General features: G+C 52.2%; 13 protein-coding genes. 12 read left to right on the forward strand and 1 reads right to left on the reverse strand.

Going from position 1 to position 16,208, the window contains the following annotated elements; all coding sequences use genetic code 11:
• Nucleotides 1-14: 14 nt before the first annotated feature.
• Together K7P01_RS11845 and K7P01_RS11850 are read left to right on the forward strand one after the other, a co-directional pair.
• The gene (locus K7P01_RS11845; RefSeq protein WP_254082419.1) at nucleotides 15-188 is read left to right on the forward strand and encodes a hypothetical protein; all 174 of its coding nucleotides are present in this window, start codon (nucleotides 15-17) and stop codon (nucleotides 186-188) included.
• A 130-nt stretch (nucleotides 189-318) separates the two neighbouring features.
• On the forward strand, nucleotides 319-1,545 hold the full coding sequence (locus tag K7P01_RS11850) for a 4-hydroxy-3-methylbut-2-enyl diphosphate reductase (protein WP_267295324.1): 1,227 nt from the start codon (nucleotides 319-321) through the stop codon (nucleotides 1,543-1,545).
• 13 nt (nucleotides 1,546-1,558) lie between these two features.
• Here K7P01_RS11850 and K7P01_RS11855 read toward each other — a convergent pair whose 3' ends face one another.
• Nucleotides 1,559-1,801: a hypothetical protein gene (locus tag K7P01_RS11855; protein WP_254082420.1), complete on the reverse strand. Its 243-nt coding sequence runs from the start codon at nucleotides 1,799-1,801 to the stop codon at nucleotides 1,559-1,561.
• A 266-nt stretch (nucleotides 1,802-2,067) separates the two neighbouring features.
• On the opposite strand from K7P01_RS11855, the gene K7P01_RS11860 reads away from it, so the two are divergent.
• The 10 genes from K7P01_RS11860 to K7P01_RS11905 all read left to right on the forward strand — a co-directional run bounded on the left by K7P01_RS11860 (nucleotide 2,068) and on the right by K7P01_RS11905 (nucleotide 16,208).
• Entirely contained in the window at nucleotides 2,068-3,987 is a 1,920-nt protein-coding gene (locus K7P01_RS11860) for a TonB-dependent receptor family protein (RefSeq protein ID WP_267293183.1), read from the forward strand.
• A gap of 2 nt (nucleotides 3,988-3,989) precedes the next feature.
• Entirely contained in the window at nucleotides 3,990-4,895 is a 906-nt protein-coding gene (locus K7P01_RS11865; RefSeq protein WP_267293185.1) for a fructosamine kinase family protein, read from the forward strand.
• A 39-nt stretch (nucleotides 4,896-4,934) separates the two neighbouring features.
• Nucleotides 4,935-7,958 carry a sensor histidine kinase gene (locus K7P01_RS11870; protein ID WP_267293187.1) on the forward strand — a complete coding sequence of 1,008 codons (3,024 nt, stop codon included), beginning with the start codon at nucleotides 4,935-4,937 and terminating at the stop codon, nucleotides 7,956-7,958.
• Nucleotides 7,959-7,997: 39 nt separating this feature from the next.
• A complete protein-coding gene (locus K7P01_RS11875; RefSeq protein ID WP_267293189.1) occupies nucleotides 7,998-10,565 on the forward strand; it encodes a M14 family metallopeptidase in 2,568 nt (855 codons plus the stop codon).
• 24 nt (nucleotides 10,566-10,589) lie between these two features.
• The gene (locus K7P01_RS11880; RefSeq protein WP_267293191.1) at nucleotides 10,590-11,204 is read left to right on the forward strand and encodes a 2OG-Fe(II) oxygenase; all 615 of its coding nucleotides are present in this window, start codon (nucleotides 10,590-10,592) and stop codon (nucleotides 11,202-11,204) included.
• A gap of 85 nt (nucleotides 11,205-11,289) precedes the next feature.
• A complete protein-coding gene (polA, locus tag K7P01_RS11885; RefSeq protein ID WP_267293193.1) occupies nucleotides 11,290-14,031 on the forward strand; it encodes a DNA polymerase I in 2,742 nt (913 codons plus the stop codon).
• 33 nt (nucleotides 14,032-14,064) lie between these two features.
• The gene (locus K7P01_RS11890; RefSeq protein ID WP_267295326.1) at nucleotides 14,065-14,436 is read left to right on the forward strand and encodes an HU family DNA-binding protein; all 372 of its coding nucleotides are present in this window, start codon (nucleotides 14,065-14,067) and stop codon (nucleotides 14,434-14,436) included.
• 109 nt (nucleotides 14,437-14,545) lie between these two features.
• Nucleotides 14,546-15,049, forward strand: a complete 504-nt coding sequence (locus K7P01_RS11895) for a GbsR/MarR family transcriptional regulator (RefSeq protein WP_254082427.1) — start codon at nucleotides 14,546-14,548, stop codon at nucleotides 15,047-15,049.
• A gap of 73 nt (nucleotides 15,050-15,122) precedes the next feature.
• On the forward strand, nucleotides 15,123-15,539 hold the full coding sequence (locus tag K7P01_RS11900) for a hypothetical protein (protein WP_267293196.1): 417 nt from the start codon (nucleotides 15,123-15,125) through the stop codon (nucleotides 15,537-15,539).
• A gap of 66 nt (nucleotides 15,540-15,605) precedes the next feature.
• Complete coding sequence (locus tag K7P01_RS11905; RefSeq protein WP_267293198.1) at nucleotides 15,606-16,208, forward strand: 2'-5' RNA ligase family protein; 603 nt, start codon at nucleotides 15,606-15,608, stop codon at nucleotides 16,206-16,208.

Genomic DNA, 16,208 nt, shown 5'->3' on the forward strand with positions numbered 1-16,208 from the left:
GGTAACACACACATATGAGGAGACTTTTTAAAAAAGGCGAACGTGTTCGCAGCAAGATCGACGGGAAAGTGGTGGAAGTTTTAAAGTACATTAAGAACAACTTCGTTGAAGTAAAATGGTTTGATCTCGAAACAAAGGAGATCCACACCAACAAGATCAAAGAAGACAAGCTCTCAAAAGCTGCATAGAAACTATAGTCCTTACCCGTTAATAGCCACATATCAGGATGTTCTCATCCCTAGTAACTATTAACGGGTAATTACTCCGTTTTTTACCCGCAACATCCCTAACTTTGCAGTTAGAGTAAAAGCTATTGTTATTAAAAAGTTTGAAATTCCCGCGTATTACCGGTCTTCCATCACAGGCAAGATCAAAGAAGCACGCCGAATAAAAGACCTGCGCAAACAGGATTTTACCCCCACTGTACTGGACTTCGGACCAGTTCAATTCTACATCGCACGCCATTTTGGATTCTGCTACGGCGTGGAAAATGCCATCGAGATCAGCTACCGCGCCCTGGAAGAAAACCCGCATAAACGCGTATTTCTCTTAAGCCAGATGATCCACAACCAGGAGGTAAACAACGATTTACAAAGCCGCGGCATCGAGTTCATCATGGACACCGACGGCAATCAGCTCATTCCGTGGGATGCCCTGCGCCCGGAAGATGTCGTGATCATTCCCGCCTTTGGTACCACCGTTGAGATCGAGCACTTGCTGCTCGACAAAGGCATCGAAGTACAGAAATACAATACCACCTGCCCCTTCGTGGAGAAAGTATGGAACCGCTCCGAAAAGCTAGGCAAGGATAGCTATACCGTGATCATTCATGGCAAGCCGCGCCACGAAGAGACACGCGCTACGTTTTCACACAGCGCGCAGAATGCGCCGTCGGTAATTGTGCGCGATATGGAAGAAGCCCGCGCGCTGGGCGAGTATATGCTTGGCCACAAACAGCCGGCGGAGTTTCTGGAAGAGTTTAAAGGCAAACATTCGGTCGATTTTAATCCTGCAATAGATTTGCGCCGCATTGGGGTGGTCAATCAAACAACGATGCTGGCGACAGAGACACAAGCCATCGCCGATTACTTCCGCAGTATCATGATTGATGTATATGGTGTCGATACCTTGCGCGAGCATTTTGCCGATACACGCGATACCCTGTGCTACGCCACCAACGACAACCAGGACGCTACCTACCAGCTGCTCGAAACCGATGCCGACCTGGCCATAGTGGTGGGCGGCTATAACAGCTCGAACACTTCACACATCGTGGAGCTCTGCGAACGTAAATTCAACACTTATTTTATTAATTCGGAGCACGAGATAAAATCGCCCCACGAGATCCACCACTATCACTACCACGCAAAGGAGAAAGTGGTCACAACAAATTTTTTGCCCGGCAAAAGTCCCGTGAAGATTGTCCTGACCAGTGGCGCGTCCTGTCCGGATACGCTGGTAGACCGGGTTATGCTGCGTGTATTAGAGTTCTTTCCGGGTGTACGGCCCGTAGAAGCGGTATTACAAGACTTTGGAGGAAAATAAGAAGCCGCCCTTACTAGGCGGCTTTTGATAAGGTTTTCTTCTTTTTAGCGCCGCCAGAGGCGTCCTCAACTTTTTTACCATTACGGTGCTCACCGAGGATCACTACATCTTTGGTGTTTTGATATTGACGGGCAGCCTGCATCATCGCTTCTTCCGTATCTCGAATGATAATAATCCCCGTCTTGGCTCCTTTGTTTCTCAACTCGAGCCAGAATCCGTCCTTTTTCTTCTTCGGTAATACTGGAGGTCTTCCCATGATAATACTTTTGTTAATTATACTGTTATAACCAGATAATGAGGCATTTGGTTCTGACCTTCCATCAAAAACCCTGCCGCTGCGACCTAATTTCCGCTATCTTTCCCTTCTATTTTCTTCAATCGAGCACAATGATACGCCGTTTTATTATCTTTTTATGTACAACCCTCTCCCTTTCAGCGGTTGCCCAGCGTGAAAACACATTCGCAGACACCACAAGGGTACTGGGAGAGGTCACAATACAAGCCTATCAATACGACCGGCCTTTGTCTGAAATCCCTGCTTCCGTCGCCTTTTTAGGGCAGCGCGACCTGGCACGCTTCAGCGATGCCTCCCTGCTTCCTTCGTTAAATACCGTACCCGGTGTGCGGATGGAAGAACGTTCACCCGGCAGCTACCGGTTGGCGATCCGCGGCAGCGCCGTCCGTTCGCCTTTTGGCGTCCGCAATGTAAAAGTGTACTGGAACGACCTGCCGTTTACCGACGCCGGCGGCAATACATACCTAAACTTGTTCGACCTGCAGGCAGTACAACAAGCCGAGATTATCAAAGGTCCGGGTACAAGTGTATACGGCGCCGGCACAGGCGGCGTACTGATGTTAAACAATGCCCCTCCCATCCAAAGCGGTGTAGATATTTCTACCCTCGTAGGAAGCTATGGATTGCGTCGTTACGACGTACAAGCACGGATAAAGTCAGACAAGGCCTATAGCCGCTTGCTCTACGCCCACCAGGAATCCGACGGCTATCGTCAGCAGACTGGCATGGCCCGCGACGCAGTACAACTGCAAAGTAACTTCACGCTGAGCGACAAGTCTGCATTGTCAGTATACATGCTATATTCCGACCTGCTATACCAAACACCGGGTGCGCTGACCAAACAACAATACGACGAAGACCCGAAGCAAGCACGCCCGGCAGGAGGCCCGAACCCCAGCGCGATCGATCAACACGCGACCATCTACAACAAAACCTTCTACTCGGGCCTAAGCTACCAGCACCAGTGGAGCAATCACTGGTCTAACCGCACAGGCTTTTACGGCACCCTCACGCAGTTCGATAACCCTACTATTCGGAACTATGAGCGTCGTGCCGAGCAAGGCTTTGGCGGCCGCACCAGCACCGCGTACAATTTTGCCAAAGGCAAGCTCACCTTTGGCGGCGAGTTCCAACACAGCTTCTCACCCGTCCGGGTATATGATAACAATCAAGGACAAAGCGGAGCGCTGCAAACCGACGATGAGATTGCCATCACCACCTACTTTGCCTTCGCACAAACCGAGTTCTTTCTACCCGCCAATTTCTTCCTGACCCTCGGCGGTAGCATCAACAAACTGAAAGTAGACTTCAAACGCTACTCCGACGTACCCAACGTAACGGGCGACAGCGACTTCGACGCTGTATTCTCACCGCGCATAGCCTTGCTCAAAAAGCTAAACGACAACCTGTCTCTCCACGGCAGCTTCAGCCAGGGCTACTCACCGCCCACCGTGCAAGAGCTCTACCCGTCAGCCGGCTTCTTCGACACAAACCTGAAACCCGAGCGCGGTACCAACTTCGAAGCGGGCATCCGCGGCGCATGGTTCCACAAAACGCTGTCGGTAGACGCCGTCGTATATGACTTTGGCCTGCGTGAAACAATTGTAATCCGCCACACCGACGACGGCGGCGAGTACTTCATCAACGCCGGCAAGACCTCACAGCAGGGCGCTGAAGTGGTGATCGCCTGGACACCGAATCTCAATCCCTCCTCCGCGCTCTCGAACATCCGCGCCTGGACCAGCCTGACCTGGAACCGCTATACCTTTGAGGATTACGTGAAAGACAACGTAAACCTCGATGGTAACGACCTGACCGGTGTATCGCCCAACGTGCGGGTAGTGGGCTTCGACCTCGCATTACGTGCGGGCCTCTATCTGAATGCCACCGGCACCTATACAGACCGCGTTCCGCTGGACGACGCCAACACCGCCTACGCTGACAGCTACATGCTGATCGGCGGCAAGCTGGGCTACAAAAAGACCTGGAATCAGCTGGCGCTGGATGTCTTCACAGGCATAGACAACGCCCTGGATGAGCGCTACAGCCTGGGCAACGACCTCAACGCCGTAGGCTCACGCTACTATAACGCCGCCATGCCGGTGAATTATTATGCAGGGGTAAAGGTCGGTTGGAGCTTTTTATAGGCATGACACGCGATATTCCCAACGACGTTCAGCGGGGCGCGACGGCCGCCCTGCAGCAGGCCTACCCCGGGGGATATACTGGTGACGTTGTATTAGAAGATTTTATACTGGTTGGAGGGGGGTCTATCAACCAGGGAGGTAAGCTCAGTACTTCCGTCGGCACCTTCTTTCTAAAGTGGAATGATGCTCATACATTGCCGGGCATGTTTGCCGCCGAGGCGAAAGGGCTCAGCCTCCTGCGTGACACACGCACGCTTTACATACCCGATGTGGTGGCTTCTGGAGAGGGCAGCAGCGATCAATTTCTCTTACTGGAATACTTGGAGCCGGCACACCGCCCGAAAGATTACTGGGAACGCGCAGGACAGGAGCTTGCTCAGCTGCACGCAACCACGGGACCTTCGTTTGGCCTCGATCTGGCTAATTATATTGGTTCGCTACCCCAGGCGAATACGCTCCATGACTCATGGATACAGTTCTTCATCCGCCAACGCCTGCAACCACAACTGACACGCGCCAGGCAAGCGGGTCTGGCCGATACCGCGCTGGTGAACCAATTTGAAACGTTGTACACCCGGTTGCCCGACTTATTACCCGAAGAAAAACCGTCGCTACTGCACGGTGACTTGTGGAGTGGCAACATCATGGCGGCGCAACAGGGTATACCGTGTCTTATCGATCCTGCCGTTTATTTCGGACACCGGGAAGTAGACCTGGCCATGACCACGCTCTTTGGCGGGTTTGAGCCTGCTTTCCTGGAAGCTTACCTCGAAGCCTGGCCGCTGTTGCCCGGCTACCGCGACCGTTTTAGCCTGTATAATCTATACCCGTTGCTCGTGCACGTTAATCTTTTCGGGAAAAGCTATCTTTCCCAAATAAATTCCGTGCTCCGACAATTCCTTTCCTAACCTTGATCGCGTAAATTCGTTGTTCCGCATGTACTTACCGTGAACCTAAAACACACCCTTCTACTGTTATTATTTGCCGTCGCGCTGCACGTCACAGCACAATCTTTCCGGTTTGATCATGTCACCGGCCGCGAGGGTCTTTCGCAGTCGCAAGCCTATTGCATGCTGCACGACAGCGAAGGATACCTCTGGATCGGCACACAAGACGGTTTGAACCGGTTCGATGGAAGCGAGTTCAAGGTGTTTAAGAACGACCCGTTCGACAGCACCACCCTCACGCATAACTGGATTTGGAGCGTGGAAGAAGATCGCCATGGCGACCTGTGGCTTGGCACCTTCCAGGGCCTTTGCAAGTATGTACGCAAAGAGAACCGCTTTGTACAATACTATAACAAACCCAACGACTCCACCACGGTCAGCGGCAACCGCACAAACTACGTCCTGCGCGACAACAAAAACCGGATATGGGTTTCTTCCTGGGGTAGCGGTCTAAGCCTGTACAACGACACGACCAACACCTTCCGCCAGTTCCGGCACAACGCAGACGACCAGCGCACGATCAGCGACAACTATGTGCGCGCCATCTTCTGTGACCGCGAGGGTACCCTGTGGGTGGGCACCTGGAACGGCGGCCTGAACCGCGTGCTGGAAGACGCGAACGGCAATGTTTCTTTCCAGCACTACTATTCCACGGAAAACAATATGTTTCAGGGCGGCAATCAGATCACATCGATTGCCGAAGACACACAAGGCAACCTGTGGATCGGTAGCTACCAGGGCGGGCTCTTTCAGTTTAACAAAAAAACAAACCAATTCCGGCGTATACCCGAGTTTGTAGCCAACGACATCAACAAAGTCCTCGGCGACGCACAAGGCAACATCTGGATCGGCACCAACAAAGGCCTGAAATTTTGGGATGCCACCGCGCAGACCTTTCGTACCTACCATCATCATCCTAACCAGGGCTCCAGCATCAGCAGCAATACGATCTATGCGTTGTTACAAGATCGCAACGGCATGGTTTGGGTCGCTGGCAACGGATTAGATAAATACGATCCACGCAAGAATATATTCCGCTCGTACGAGAGTGAGCCTGACAACAAGAATAGCCTGAGCGAGAACAGCGTATGGTCATTCTGTGAAGACGACGAGGGCAAGATCTGGATCGGTGGCGAGAGCGGGCCGCTAAACGTCTACGATCCCGTCACAGGCACCTTTCGTCACGTAATCATACACGACGACCGGGGTAACCTCGCCAGTAACGTGCAACGCCTCATCTATACGGACAGCGTCTTCTGGATCGCGTCGTTCAACAACGGGTTGATCCGGTACAATAAACACACCGGACGCTCCCGGTTCTTTCTGGGCAGCCATCCCTCTCCCTTGGGTAAGACCGCTTTCATCAAAGAAGTGCTCCGCGACCGCGACGGCACATTGTGGATAGGTACATACGACGAAGGCCTCATTCACTACGACCCCCGCACAGAGGCCGTCACACATTACCGCATGAGTAAGACCGACCCCGGCAGTATCGGCTCCGACTTCATCAACTCCATCATGCAAGATCGCCAGGGCAACGTCTGGATTGGCTTTATGGGCGGCGGCATTAGCGTCTACGATAAAAAGACCTCCGCCTTCACACACTATCGATACGACCGCAAAAACGCCAGCGGCTTGAGTGACCAGATGGTATCAAGCATTACGCAAGAGAGCGATAGCATCTTTTGGATTTGTACGCACTCCGGTATAAATCGCCTGAACGTACACACAGGTAAGTTCCGGCACTTCTTTGAAAAAGACGGCCTCGCCAACAACGTCGCCTACGAAATGCTGCACGACCCCGCCGGCTTTTATTGGATCAGTACCAACAAAGGCCTTAGCAAGTTCAACCCGCAGACCTACACCTTCCGGAATTATACCAAGGAGGATGGATTGCAAGACGACGAGTTCAACGCCAACGCCTCGTTGCGCAGCCGTCGTGGCCAGTTTTACTTCGGCGGCGTAAAAGGCTTCTCGGTCTTTGATCCGGCGCAGATCCAACCCGATACTGTACCACCCCAACTGATCATTCAATCGTATTCCATTTTCGATAAGGTCTTTACCCCCGAGCCCTCGCTGGCGTTGGACTACGATCAGAACTATATAACCATCCGCTTTGCCGCGCTGGAATTTTCGTCCCCGGAAAAGATCCGCTATCGCTACAAGCTGGAAGGTATCGATGCCGATTGGATCGACGCGGGCACTGCCCGCCAGGCACATTATACCAACCTCGATCCTGGCCGCTATACCTTTCGCGTCAAAGCCGCCAACGAAGATGGCTATTGGACAGAGCCCGGTGCTACCATGAATCTGGTCATTCACCCGCCCTTTTGGAAAACCGGGTGGTTCATTGCCCTGGCCATTGTTTTTTGTGGATTGTTGATCTACGCAGCCCACCGATACCGCCTGGAACAGTCACTTAAGGTAGAACGCCTGCGAAACAAGATCGCCAGTGACCTGCACGACGAAGTGGGCTCGAGCCTGACGCGCATCTCGATCTATTCCGAGCTGGTACAAAATGGCACAACCGTCGGCACCGAGAGCAGCAGTTACTTAAAAAACATTGGGACACTAAGCCGCGAAGTGGTCAGCACCATGAGCGATATTGTGTGGTCCATCGATAACCGATACGATACAGTCGAAGCGCTGGTCCTGCGCATGAAAGACTTTGCCATTGAAATGCTGCAAACGCGGAACATCACACTGGAATTTCACACCGGCAAATTCGAACTGACAAAAGTCCTCGACCCTGCTACCAAACAGAATATATACCTAATCTTCAAAGAGGCCGTCAACAACATCGTCAAGCACGCCCAGGCCACCCGTGTTGCCATTCTTTTTAGTGACGACAAAGGAACGCTAACGCTGACGATACAAGACAACGGCAAGGGACTGCCAACCGACAGTTCCGGCAAAGGCCACGGCCTGCGCAACATGAAGCGGCGGGCAGAAGCGATCGGCGCCACGCTCACCTTTGTACAGGAAGCAGGTACGACCATCCACGTACGCGGCCGCAGCCTGTAACCGGATCGCCTTTTAAACAATTCGTATACAACGACATTAATGTTTCCCTATTTTCGCTACATGAACCTCTTTCGCTTGATAAAATGCCAGCTCACCCTCGCCGCGGTGGGGCTATGCCTGGCCGCCACCGCCCAGACACGTCTTCAAAGCCCCCGCGAGTTTTTAGGATATGAGCCCGGCGACCGCTTTACATATCACCATCGCGTGGTGGAATATTACAAGCACGTGGCCGAAGCGTTGCCCAACGTAGACGTGGTGCAATACGGAGAAACCTATGAACATCGCCCGCTGATCTACGCCATCGTAACCGCGCCGGAGAACTTCTCGCAATTGGAACAAATCCGCACCAACAACCTGCGGCGCACGGGCCTGACCGACGGCAGCGCTACAGGCGACAAAAAAGCGATTGTATGGCTTAGCTACAATGTACACGGCAATGAAGCCAGCGGCACCGAAGCAGCACTCGAAACGCTGTATGCGCTGAGCAACCCGCAGAACCAGCAAACACAAGCATGGCTTAAAAACACAGTCGTCATTCTCGACCCGTGTCTGAACCCCGACGGTCGCGACCGGTATGTGCACTTCTACAATCAATATGGCAACTTTCCACCCAACCCCAGTCCCGAAGCACAAGAGAACCGTGAGCCGTGGCCGGGCGGTCGCCCCAATCACTACTTCTTCGACCTGAACCGCGACTGGGCGTGGGCCACACAACAAGAAACGCAACAGCGCATCAAACTATACAATACCTGGATGCCGCACATACACGTGGACTTCCATGAGCAAGGGTATAACTACCCATACTTCTTTGCCCCGGCCGCCGAACCTTTCCACGAAGTCATCTCAGGATGGCAGCGCACCTTTCAAGGCATGATCGGCAAGAACCACGCAAAATATTTCGACGAGAACGGCTGGCTCTACTTCACCAAAGAAGTCTTCGATCTATACTACCCCAGTTATGGCGATACATACCCAACGTACAACGGCGCCATCGGCATGACCTATGAGCAAGGCGGACAACGCGGCCTAAGCATCCATACCAGGGACGAAGACATCCTCACGCTCCACGACCGTCTGACACATCACGTCACCACGGGCCTGTCGACCGTGGAAGTGGCATCGCAGAATGCTACACGCGTGGTGGATGAATTTGAAAAATACTTCCGCGAAAACAATACTACACCCACCGCGCCGTACAAAAGCTACGTCGTCAAAGCCACCAACAATGCTGACAAGCTGGACCGCCTCACGCGGTGGCTCGACATACATGGCATCCGTTACGGGCATGTAACCGCAGGGCGTAGCACGCGGGGCTTTGATTTCCAAACGCAAGGCAACGGTGCAGTAAACATCGCTACCGAGGACCTGGTGTTCAACATCTATCAACCAAAGTCACGCTTTATCACCGCCGTATTCGAGCCGCAGTCAGTCCTGGCCGATTCCCTGACCTATGACATCACCGCCTGGAATCCCTTCTACGCCAGCAACCTGAAAGCCTATGCGTTGCCCGAGCGCCTGACCATAGGGAAGCCCTACAAAGCACCGGTACAGCCACCCGCTGCGCCGGCAGGCAAGCCGTATGCCTATATCTTCAAATACCAAAGCATGCAAGACGTGGCCTTCCTGTCGGCCATGATGCAGCAGGGCATTAAAGTTCGCTCGTCGGCGCTCGCCTTCAGCACCGGCGGTCAGGACTTCGAGCCGGGCACGCTGGTCGTCACACGCAAGAACAACGAGAAGCTGGAGCGCTTCGATAGCCTGATCGTCAACCTGGCTACCCGCATGGGCCGTCGCCTCTTTACCACCACCACCGGGTTTATGGATCGCGGCAAAGATATAGGTTCAGTGTTCGTGCATTACCTCAAGCCGCCAAAGGTGGCGCTTCTTACCGGCGATGAAACACACTCGCTGTCAACCGGCGAAGTATGGCACTTCTTCGAACAGCAGCTGCACTACCCGCTCACGCTGCTACACACCAGCTACTTTAAACGCACAGACCTCAGCAAATATACCGTGCTCATCGTCCCCGAAGGGTCCTACACCTCGCTCGACGAAAAATACCTCGAGGTGCTTTCAGCCTGGGTCGGTGAAGGAGGGAAGCTCATTGTGATTGGGAATGGCCTCACCACCTTTGAAGACAAAAAAGGCTTTGCCTTAAAAACTTTTGCTTCTAACGAAGAGCGCGAAGAAGCGGAAAAGTCCGAAGAGAAATTAGAAAAGCAAGACGCCCTGCAGCGCTTTGAGACCGTGGAGCGCCGCGATATCTCCAATGTTATCTCCGGCGCTATATACAAACTACAGCTCGACAACTCGCATCCATTGGCCTTCGGATTGAGCCCTGTGTACTATTCTCTTAAAACCAACGAATTACACTACGCCTACCTGGAACACGGCTGGAATGTAGGGATTCTGCCCGGAAAGGCTCGTCCCGTGCAAGGCTTTGCCGGTGCACGTGCCAATCAGCGGGTGACCAATAGTCTGGTATTTGGTGTGGAGGAGCGTCGAAGAGGCAACATTGTATACCTGGCCGACAACCCGCTGTTCCGCAGTTTCTGGGAAGATGGAAAAATGTTATTTGCCAATGCGGTTTTTGTCGTCGGACAATAGCGCAAGCGATGTACATTTGCACCCATGAATGACACCTTGGAGCGCATTGTAGACGGGCTGGCAGAGCAGGGATATGCCGTCATTGACAATTTCCTGGAACCGGAAGAGGTAAAAGCCATCGTGGGCCTCGATGCCTTTCACGAGGCGGCCGCCTCGTTTAAGAAAGCCGGCATCGGCAAAAACCAGGACCTTCAAATCAACGAAGCCATCCGCGGCGATTACATTCAGTGGGTAGACCGCAACACAGCGCCGGCGCCGGTGAAGGTATATCTTGACAAGCTTCAGGCATTGATCCAGGCCGTCAACCGCGGCCTCTTCCTCAGTCTGAAAGACTACGAAGTGCACATGACCGTGTACCCGCCCGGCAGTTTCTACAAACGTCACCTCGACCAGTTCAAAAAAGACGACCACCGTAAACTGTCGGTGATCTGTTACCTGAACGAAGACTGGCGCGAAGAGCACGGCGGCCAATTGCGCATGTACCTGTCCGACCAAACCGTGGACTTTCTTCCACTGGCAGGCCGGCTGGTGTGTTTCCGCAGCGACCAGATTGAGCACGAAGTGATCGCAGCCACCCGCGAACGCCGCAGTCTTACCGGTTGGATGCTCGATCAGGTCGCCGAATTGAGGCACTTGTAATCCACGCCGCGGCAGACTTTTTCAATCGTTTTTTATTTCTCGCCCGGTCGTGATTATTTAGTCATCTTTTCCAACTTTGCAGGCTATGAGTAGCCCTGACAAAAAACTCTTCCTGCTGGACGCCTACGCGTTGATCTATCGCGCACACTTCGCTTTTACAAAAACGCCACGCATCAACTCCAAAGGAATCAATACATCGGTACCGTTTGGTTTTACCAATACGCTGTTGGAAGTCCTGCAAAAACAAAAGCCGACACACATCGGCATTGCGTTCGACACACCCACCAAAACCTTTCGCGACGAGATCTTCGCAGAATATAAAGCCAACCGCCAGGAGACACCCGAAGACATCCGGTATGGCATTCCCAAATGCAAAGAGATCATCCGCGGCTTTAACATACCCATTCTCGAAATGGATGGCTACGAAGCCGACGACGTGATCGGTACGCTGTCCTACCAGGCCTGCCGCCAGGGCTTTGAAGTGTACATGATGACGCCCGACAAAGACTACGGCCAACTCGTAAATGACTGTGTATTCCTCTACAAGCCCGCCTACATGGGCAACGCCGTGGATATCCTCGGCGTAAAGGAGGTATGCGAAAAATGGGATGTCGAAAATGTGTCGCAGGTCATCGACATGCTGGGCCTGCAAGGCGATACATCCGATAACATTCCGGGTATTCCAGGCTTTGGTCCGAAGACAGCTGCTGTCTTACTAAAAAAATATGGTAGCGTAGAAGGCATTATCGCCCACGCCGACGAGCTCAAAGGAAAACAGAAGGAATCGGTCATACAATACGCCGACCAGGCGCTGCTCTCCAAAAAGCTGGCGACCATCATCACCGACGTACCAGTGGCCTTCGACGAAGAAGCGCTGCGTTACAAAGGACCCAACGTAGAGGTACTGAAGCCCATCTTCGACGAGCTGGAGTTTAAGAATATTGCCCAACGCGCCTATGGCGATGCGGCGCCTAACGCACAGGCCGCCGCCAAACCCCAGGATGCACAACTGTCGATGTTCGGAGGCAGCGCTGAAACCGAAATAGCGGCAGACGTCCCTTCCGAAAAACGCACACTGGCGCAAGGCACTATACAATACCAGGTCATTGACACCAGCGAGCAACAGAAAGCCCTCGTCGAAAGATTGAAAGACCAGACAGCGTTCGCGATCGAAACCATTACCGATGACCTGACCAACTTTGACTATACACTAAAGGCCCTGGCCATTAGCTACCGCGAGAACGAAGCATACTTTCTGCAAGCCGGCACAAACGAGCTGCGCGACGAGATTATCCGAAACTTTCAGGAGATATTACAGAACGATAAGATCCTGAAAATTGGCCATAACATTAAACATACCGTGCTGGCGCTGAAGAAAGCCGGTGCTGAAGTAAAAGGCCCGCTGTTTGACAGCATGATAGCGCACTATCTCATCGAGCCCGAAGCCTCACACGATCTGCATAGCATCGCCTCACTATACCTCAACTACGATCTGCTGCCCGACCATCACACCGACCTCCGCGAGCGGCTGTGTGAGCGCGCAGATCTCTTGATCCAGCTACGCCCCAAGCTACGCGTAGCGCTCGAAAGCCGGCGCCACATCAAGCTCATGGCCGAAACCGAAATGCCGTTGACCCTCGTACTGGCCGCCATGGAATACGAGGGTGTGAAGGTCAACACCAACGCCCTCGGTAAAATGTCAGACGAGCTACGCCAGGAAAGCGACAAGGTACAACGCGATGTATATACCATGGCGGGCACCGAGTTCAACATTGGCTCGCCGAAACAACTGGGAGAAGTGCTCTTCGAAAAGATGAAGCTCATTGAAAAGCCGAAAAAGACCAAGTCGGGCCAATACGCTACAGGGGAAGAAATTCTGCTTACCCTGGCTCCTAAGCATGACATCGCACGCAAGATCCTGGACTACCGTGAGTTTGAAAAGCTGCGCTCTACCTACGTCGACGCATTGCCAAAAATGATCAGCAAGACCGACGGACGAATTCACACCGACTACCGCCAGGCGGTAGCCGCCACGGGACGCCTGAGCTCGAACAACCCCAACCTGCAAAACATCCCTATCCGCACGGCGAAGGGACGCCTGATCCGCCAGGCCTTCGTCTCGCGCGGCGAAGACTACCGGTTTATGTCCGCCGACTACTCGCAGATCGAGCTGCGTATTGCCGCCTCGTTTGCCAAAGATCAAACCATGATCGATGCCTTCCGCAACAAACGCGACATCCATACTACTACCGCGGCGAAAGTCTTCAAAGTAGCACTCGACCAGGTCACACCCGACATGCGTCGCAAGGCGAAAGAAGTAAACTTCGGCATTCTGTATGGTAGCACTGCCTTTGGGTTATCCCAGAACATCGGTATTTCGCGTACAGAAGCGTCGGAGATCATTGACTCGTATTTTAAGGAGTTCCCGGCTATTAAGCAATACATGGATGACTCCATCAATACGGCGCGGGAAAAAGAATATGTAGAAACATTGTTGGGCCGTCGCCGCTACCTGCGCGACATCAACTCCCGCAACGTGACGACACGGCAGTTCGCCGAGCGAAATGCCATCAACGCGCCCATCCAGGGTAGCGCTGCCGATATTATCAAGATCGCTATGGTCAACATTCACCACTGGATGGAAAAAGAAAAGTTACAGTCTCGTATGATCATGCAAGTACACGACGAATTGGTCTTTGACGTACACAAAGACGAAGAAGATCGGGTAAAAGAACGCATCGTCTATTTGATGAAACACGCTGTAAATCTTGAAGTACCGATGGAAGTAGAGGTAGGCATTGCTGACAACTGGCTCGAGGCACACTAGTGTTATTTATATCCTGTATATACAATGTAGGGTATAAAAGGTACAGATGAATATCGGAGTTTTACGCGCAAAGCATTTGCAGGAAACAAAAAGCCTTTATATTTGCGTCCCAACAAACTTACACTAAGTAAAACTATGACGAAAGCTGAATTAATTAGCAAGATTGCCGATGACGCTGGTATCACTAAAGTAGCGGCGGGAACTGCCTTGTCTTCTTTCATGGAAGCTGTTGAAAAGACGCTGAAGAAAGGTGACAAAATCACCCTGACCGGCTTCGGTACTTTCTCTGTGTCGAAGCGTGCTGCCCGCAAAGGCCGTAACCCCTTCACCGGTGAGACCATCAAAATCAAAGCTAAAAAAGTTGCCAAATTCAAAGCTAGCAAAGAGCTTTCTGGCAAGCTGTAATCGAGCTAACACGAATAGAAAAATGCCCCGGCCACAAACCGGGGTATTTTTTTTCAACATGTTTCAATAAAACCTGAAAGTTTCGAAACTCTTACTATCTTTGGTACGTATGAAATACACAGAAGCAAAGGAAGAACTGATCCAGGCGTGGGGTAATCTCGGGTACAGCTGGGGCCTCAACAAGACTATGGCGCAGATTCACGCTTTGCTCATGATCTCGACCAAACCGCTCTCGACAGAAGAGATCATGCAGGAACTCGCCATCTCCCGTGGCAATGCGAACATGAACATCCGGGCCTTGCTGGACTGGGGCATCGTGTCGCGCGTTTCCATACCCGGCGAGAGAAAAGAGTATTTCAAGTCGGAAAAAGACACGTGGAGCCTGGCCCGCCAGGTAGCACGCGAACGGAGAAAACGCGAGCTGGAGCCAATCTTAAAAATACTACGCGAGGTAAGCGAAGTATCCAACGATGGCACCGACGAAACAAAAGAATTCCGCAAGGTGGTAAAAGACCTGAAGAACTTCGCCGAGAAGTCAGACAACCTGCTCGAGACGTTTATCAAAGCGGAAGAGAGTTGGTTCTGGAACTCGATCATCAAGCTACTCAAGTAGCTTTTTATTTTGCCTTTTAATTTCAGTAAAGATTGAAAGTTTGAAAAGATTAGACACTTAAAAATATTTGGGTATGCGTCTCTACGGGAAATATATTGATCTTGTTGTACAGAGCCTGTGTATAGTAATAGCTTCGTTCATCGGTGTGGCCGTAATCATCGCATCTAATCCGCACGACCGCGATTGGCCGTTGGGCATACTGTTTATTCAGTTAATACTGGGACCCTGGCAGTTAATTGGCTCACTTGTATCCGTTTTCCGCAAGGCAAAATCGCGAAAGCTTAAAAGCATACACCTCTTTGCATCCCTGCTGTACCTGGCTGTTCTAATTCCACTTATCCAGGCAGACTTCGCCAATAAACACACACGTCTTCTTCTCTTGACAGTACCTGCGTGGACCCTGGCAATCGGCTACTATAGCATTACCTGGCGTGGGATTCTGAAAAGAAGCGAACGGGGCAAAGGCTTTCTTCCGCACCTGGGCTTTTAGAAAAGTTTATGGGGAAAGATTATTAGATACAGAATTTGTTTTCGAATTTCCGGGTCTGAAAAGTGCATGGAAAGACTGGAAAGACAATACTTTATTGCGATTATCCCACCACCCCCGGTGTCCGATGATGCCTTACGACTGAAGCACTACTTCCGCGACCAGTACAACAGCAAAGCCTCCCTCAACTCGCCGCCGCACATCACGCTGCATATGCCCTTTAAGTGGAAGGAAGAAAAGGAAGGCGACCTACTGGAAGCCCTGACACAGTTTGCCACAGGTCGTGAAGCCTTCAAGGTAGAGCTGATAAACTTTAAGGCCTTCCCCCCACGCGTGATCTTCATCGACGTGGAGGCGAACCCGTTGCTCAACGCGCTGAATAAAGACCTGCACCGCTTTTGCAAACGCAGCCTGAACCTCTTTAACGCTGACTATAAAGACCTGCCCTTTCATCCACACCTCACGCTGGCGTTCCGCGACTTGAAAAAGCCCCTGTTTGCAAAGGCATGGGAGGAATTTCAACAACGCACCTTCTCCGCGCGCTTTAATGTCGGCAGTTTCGTGCTGTTAAAACACAGTGGCAAAATCTGGGAGCCCTTCCGGGAATTCCTATTCGACCCCGCGGCTTCGTTGGGGGATGAACGGCCGGGGCCTATCGAGCTGCATCAATAA

This window comes from Parachryseolinea silvisoli (assembly GCF_021190955.1).
In the GTDB taxonomy this organism is placed as follows: Bacteria; Bacteroidota; Bacteroidia; order Cytophagales; family Cyclobacteriaceae; genus Ohtaekwangia; species Ohtaekwangia silvisoli.

Bases quoted from the DNA above. Each gene is read 5' to 3' on its own strand.
- K7P01_RS11880 (WP_267293191.1), top strand. From the start codon at position 10,590: ATGAATGACACCTTGGAGCGCATTGTAGACGGGCTGGCAGAGCAGGGA.
- K7P01_RS11900 (WP_267293196.1), top strand. From the start codon at position 15,123: ATGCGTCTCTACGGGAAATATATTGATCTTGTTGTACAGAGCCTGTGT.
- K7P01_RS11865 (WP_267293185.1), top strand. From the start codon at position 3,990: ATGACACGCGATATTCCCAACGACGTTCAGCGGGGCGCGACGGCCGCC.
- K7P01_RS11845 (WP_254082419.1), top strand. From the start codon at position 15: ATGAGGAGACTTTTTAAAAAAGGCGAACGTGTTCGCAGCAAGATCGAC.
- K7P01_RS11905 (WP_267293198.1), top strand. From the start codon at position 15,606: ATGGAAAGACTGGAAAGACAATACTTTATTGCGATTATCCCACCACCC.
- K7P01_RS11875 (WP_267293189.1), top strand. From the start codon at position 7,998: ATGTTTCCCTATTTTCGCTACATGAACCTCTTTCGCTTGATAAAATGC.
- polA (WP_267293193.1), top strand. From the start codon at position 11,290: ATGAGTAGCCCTGACAAAAAACTCTTCCTGCTGGACGCCTACGCGTTG.
- K7P01_RS11895 (WP_254082427.1), top strand. From the start codon at position 14,546: ATGAAATACACAGAAGCAAAGGAAGAACTGATCCAGGCGTGGGGTAAT.
- K7P01_RS11855 (WP_254082420.1), bottom strand. From the start codon at position 1,801: ATGGGAAGACCTCCAGTATTACCGAAGAAGAAAAAGGACGGATTCTGG.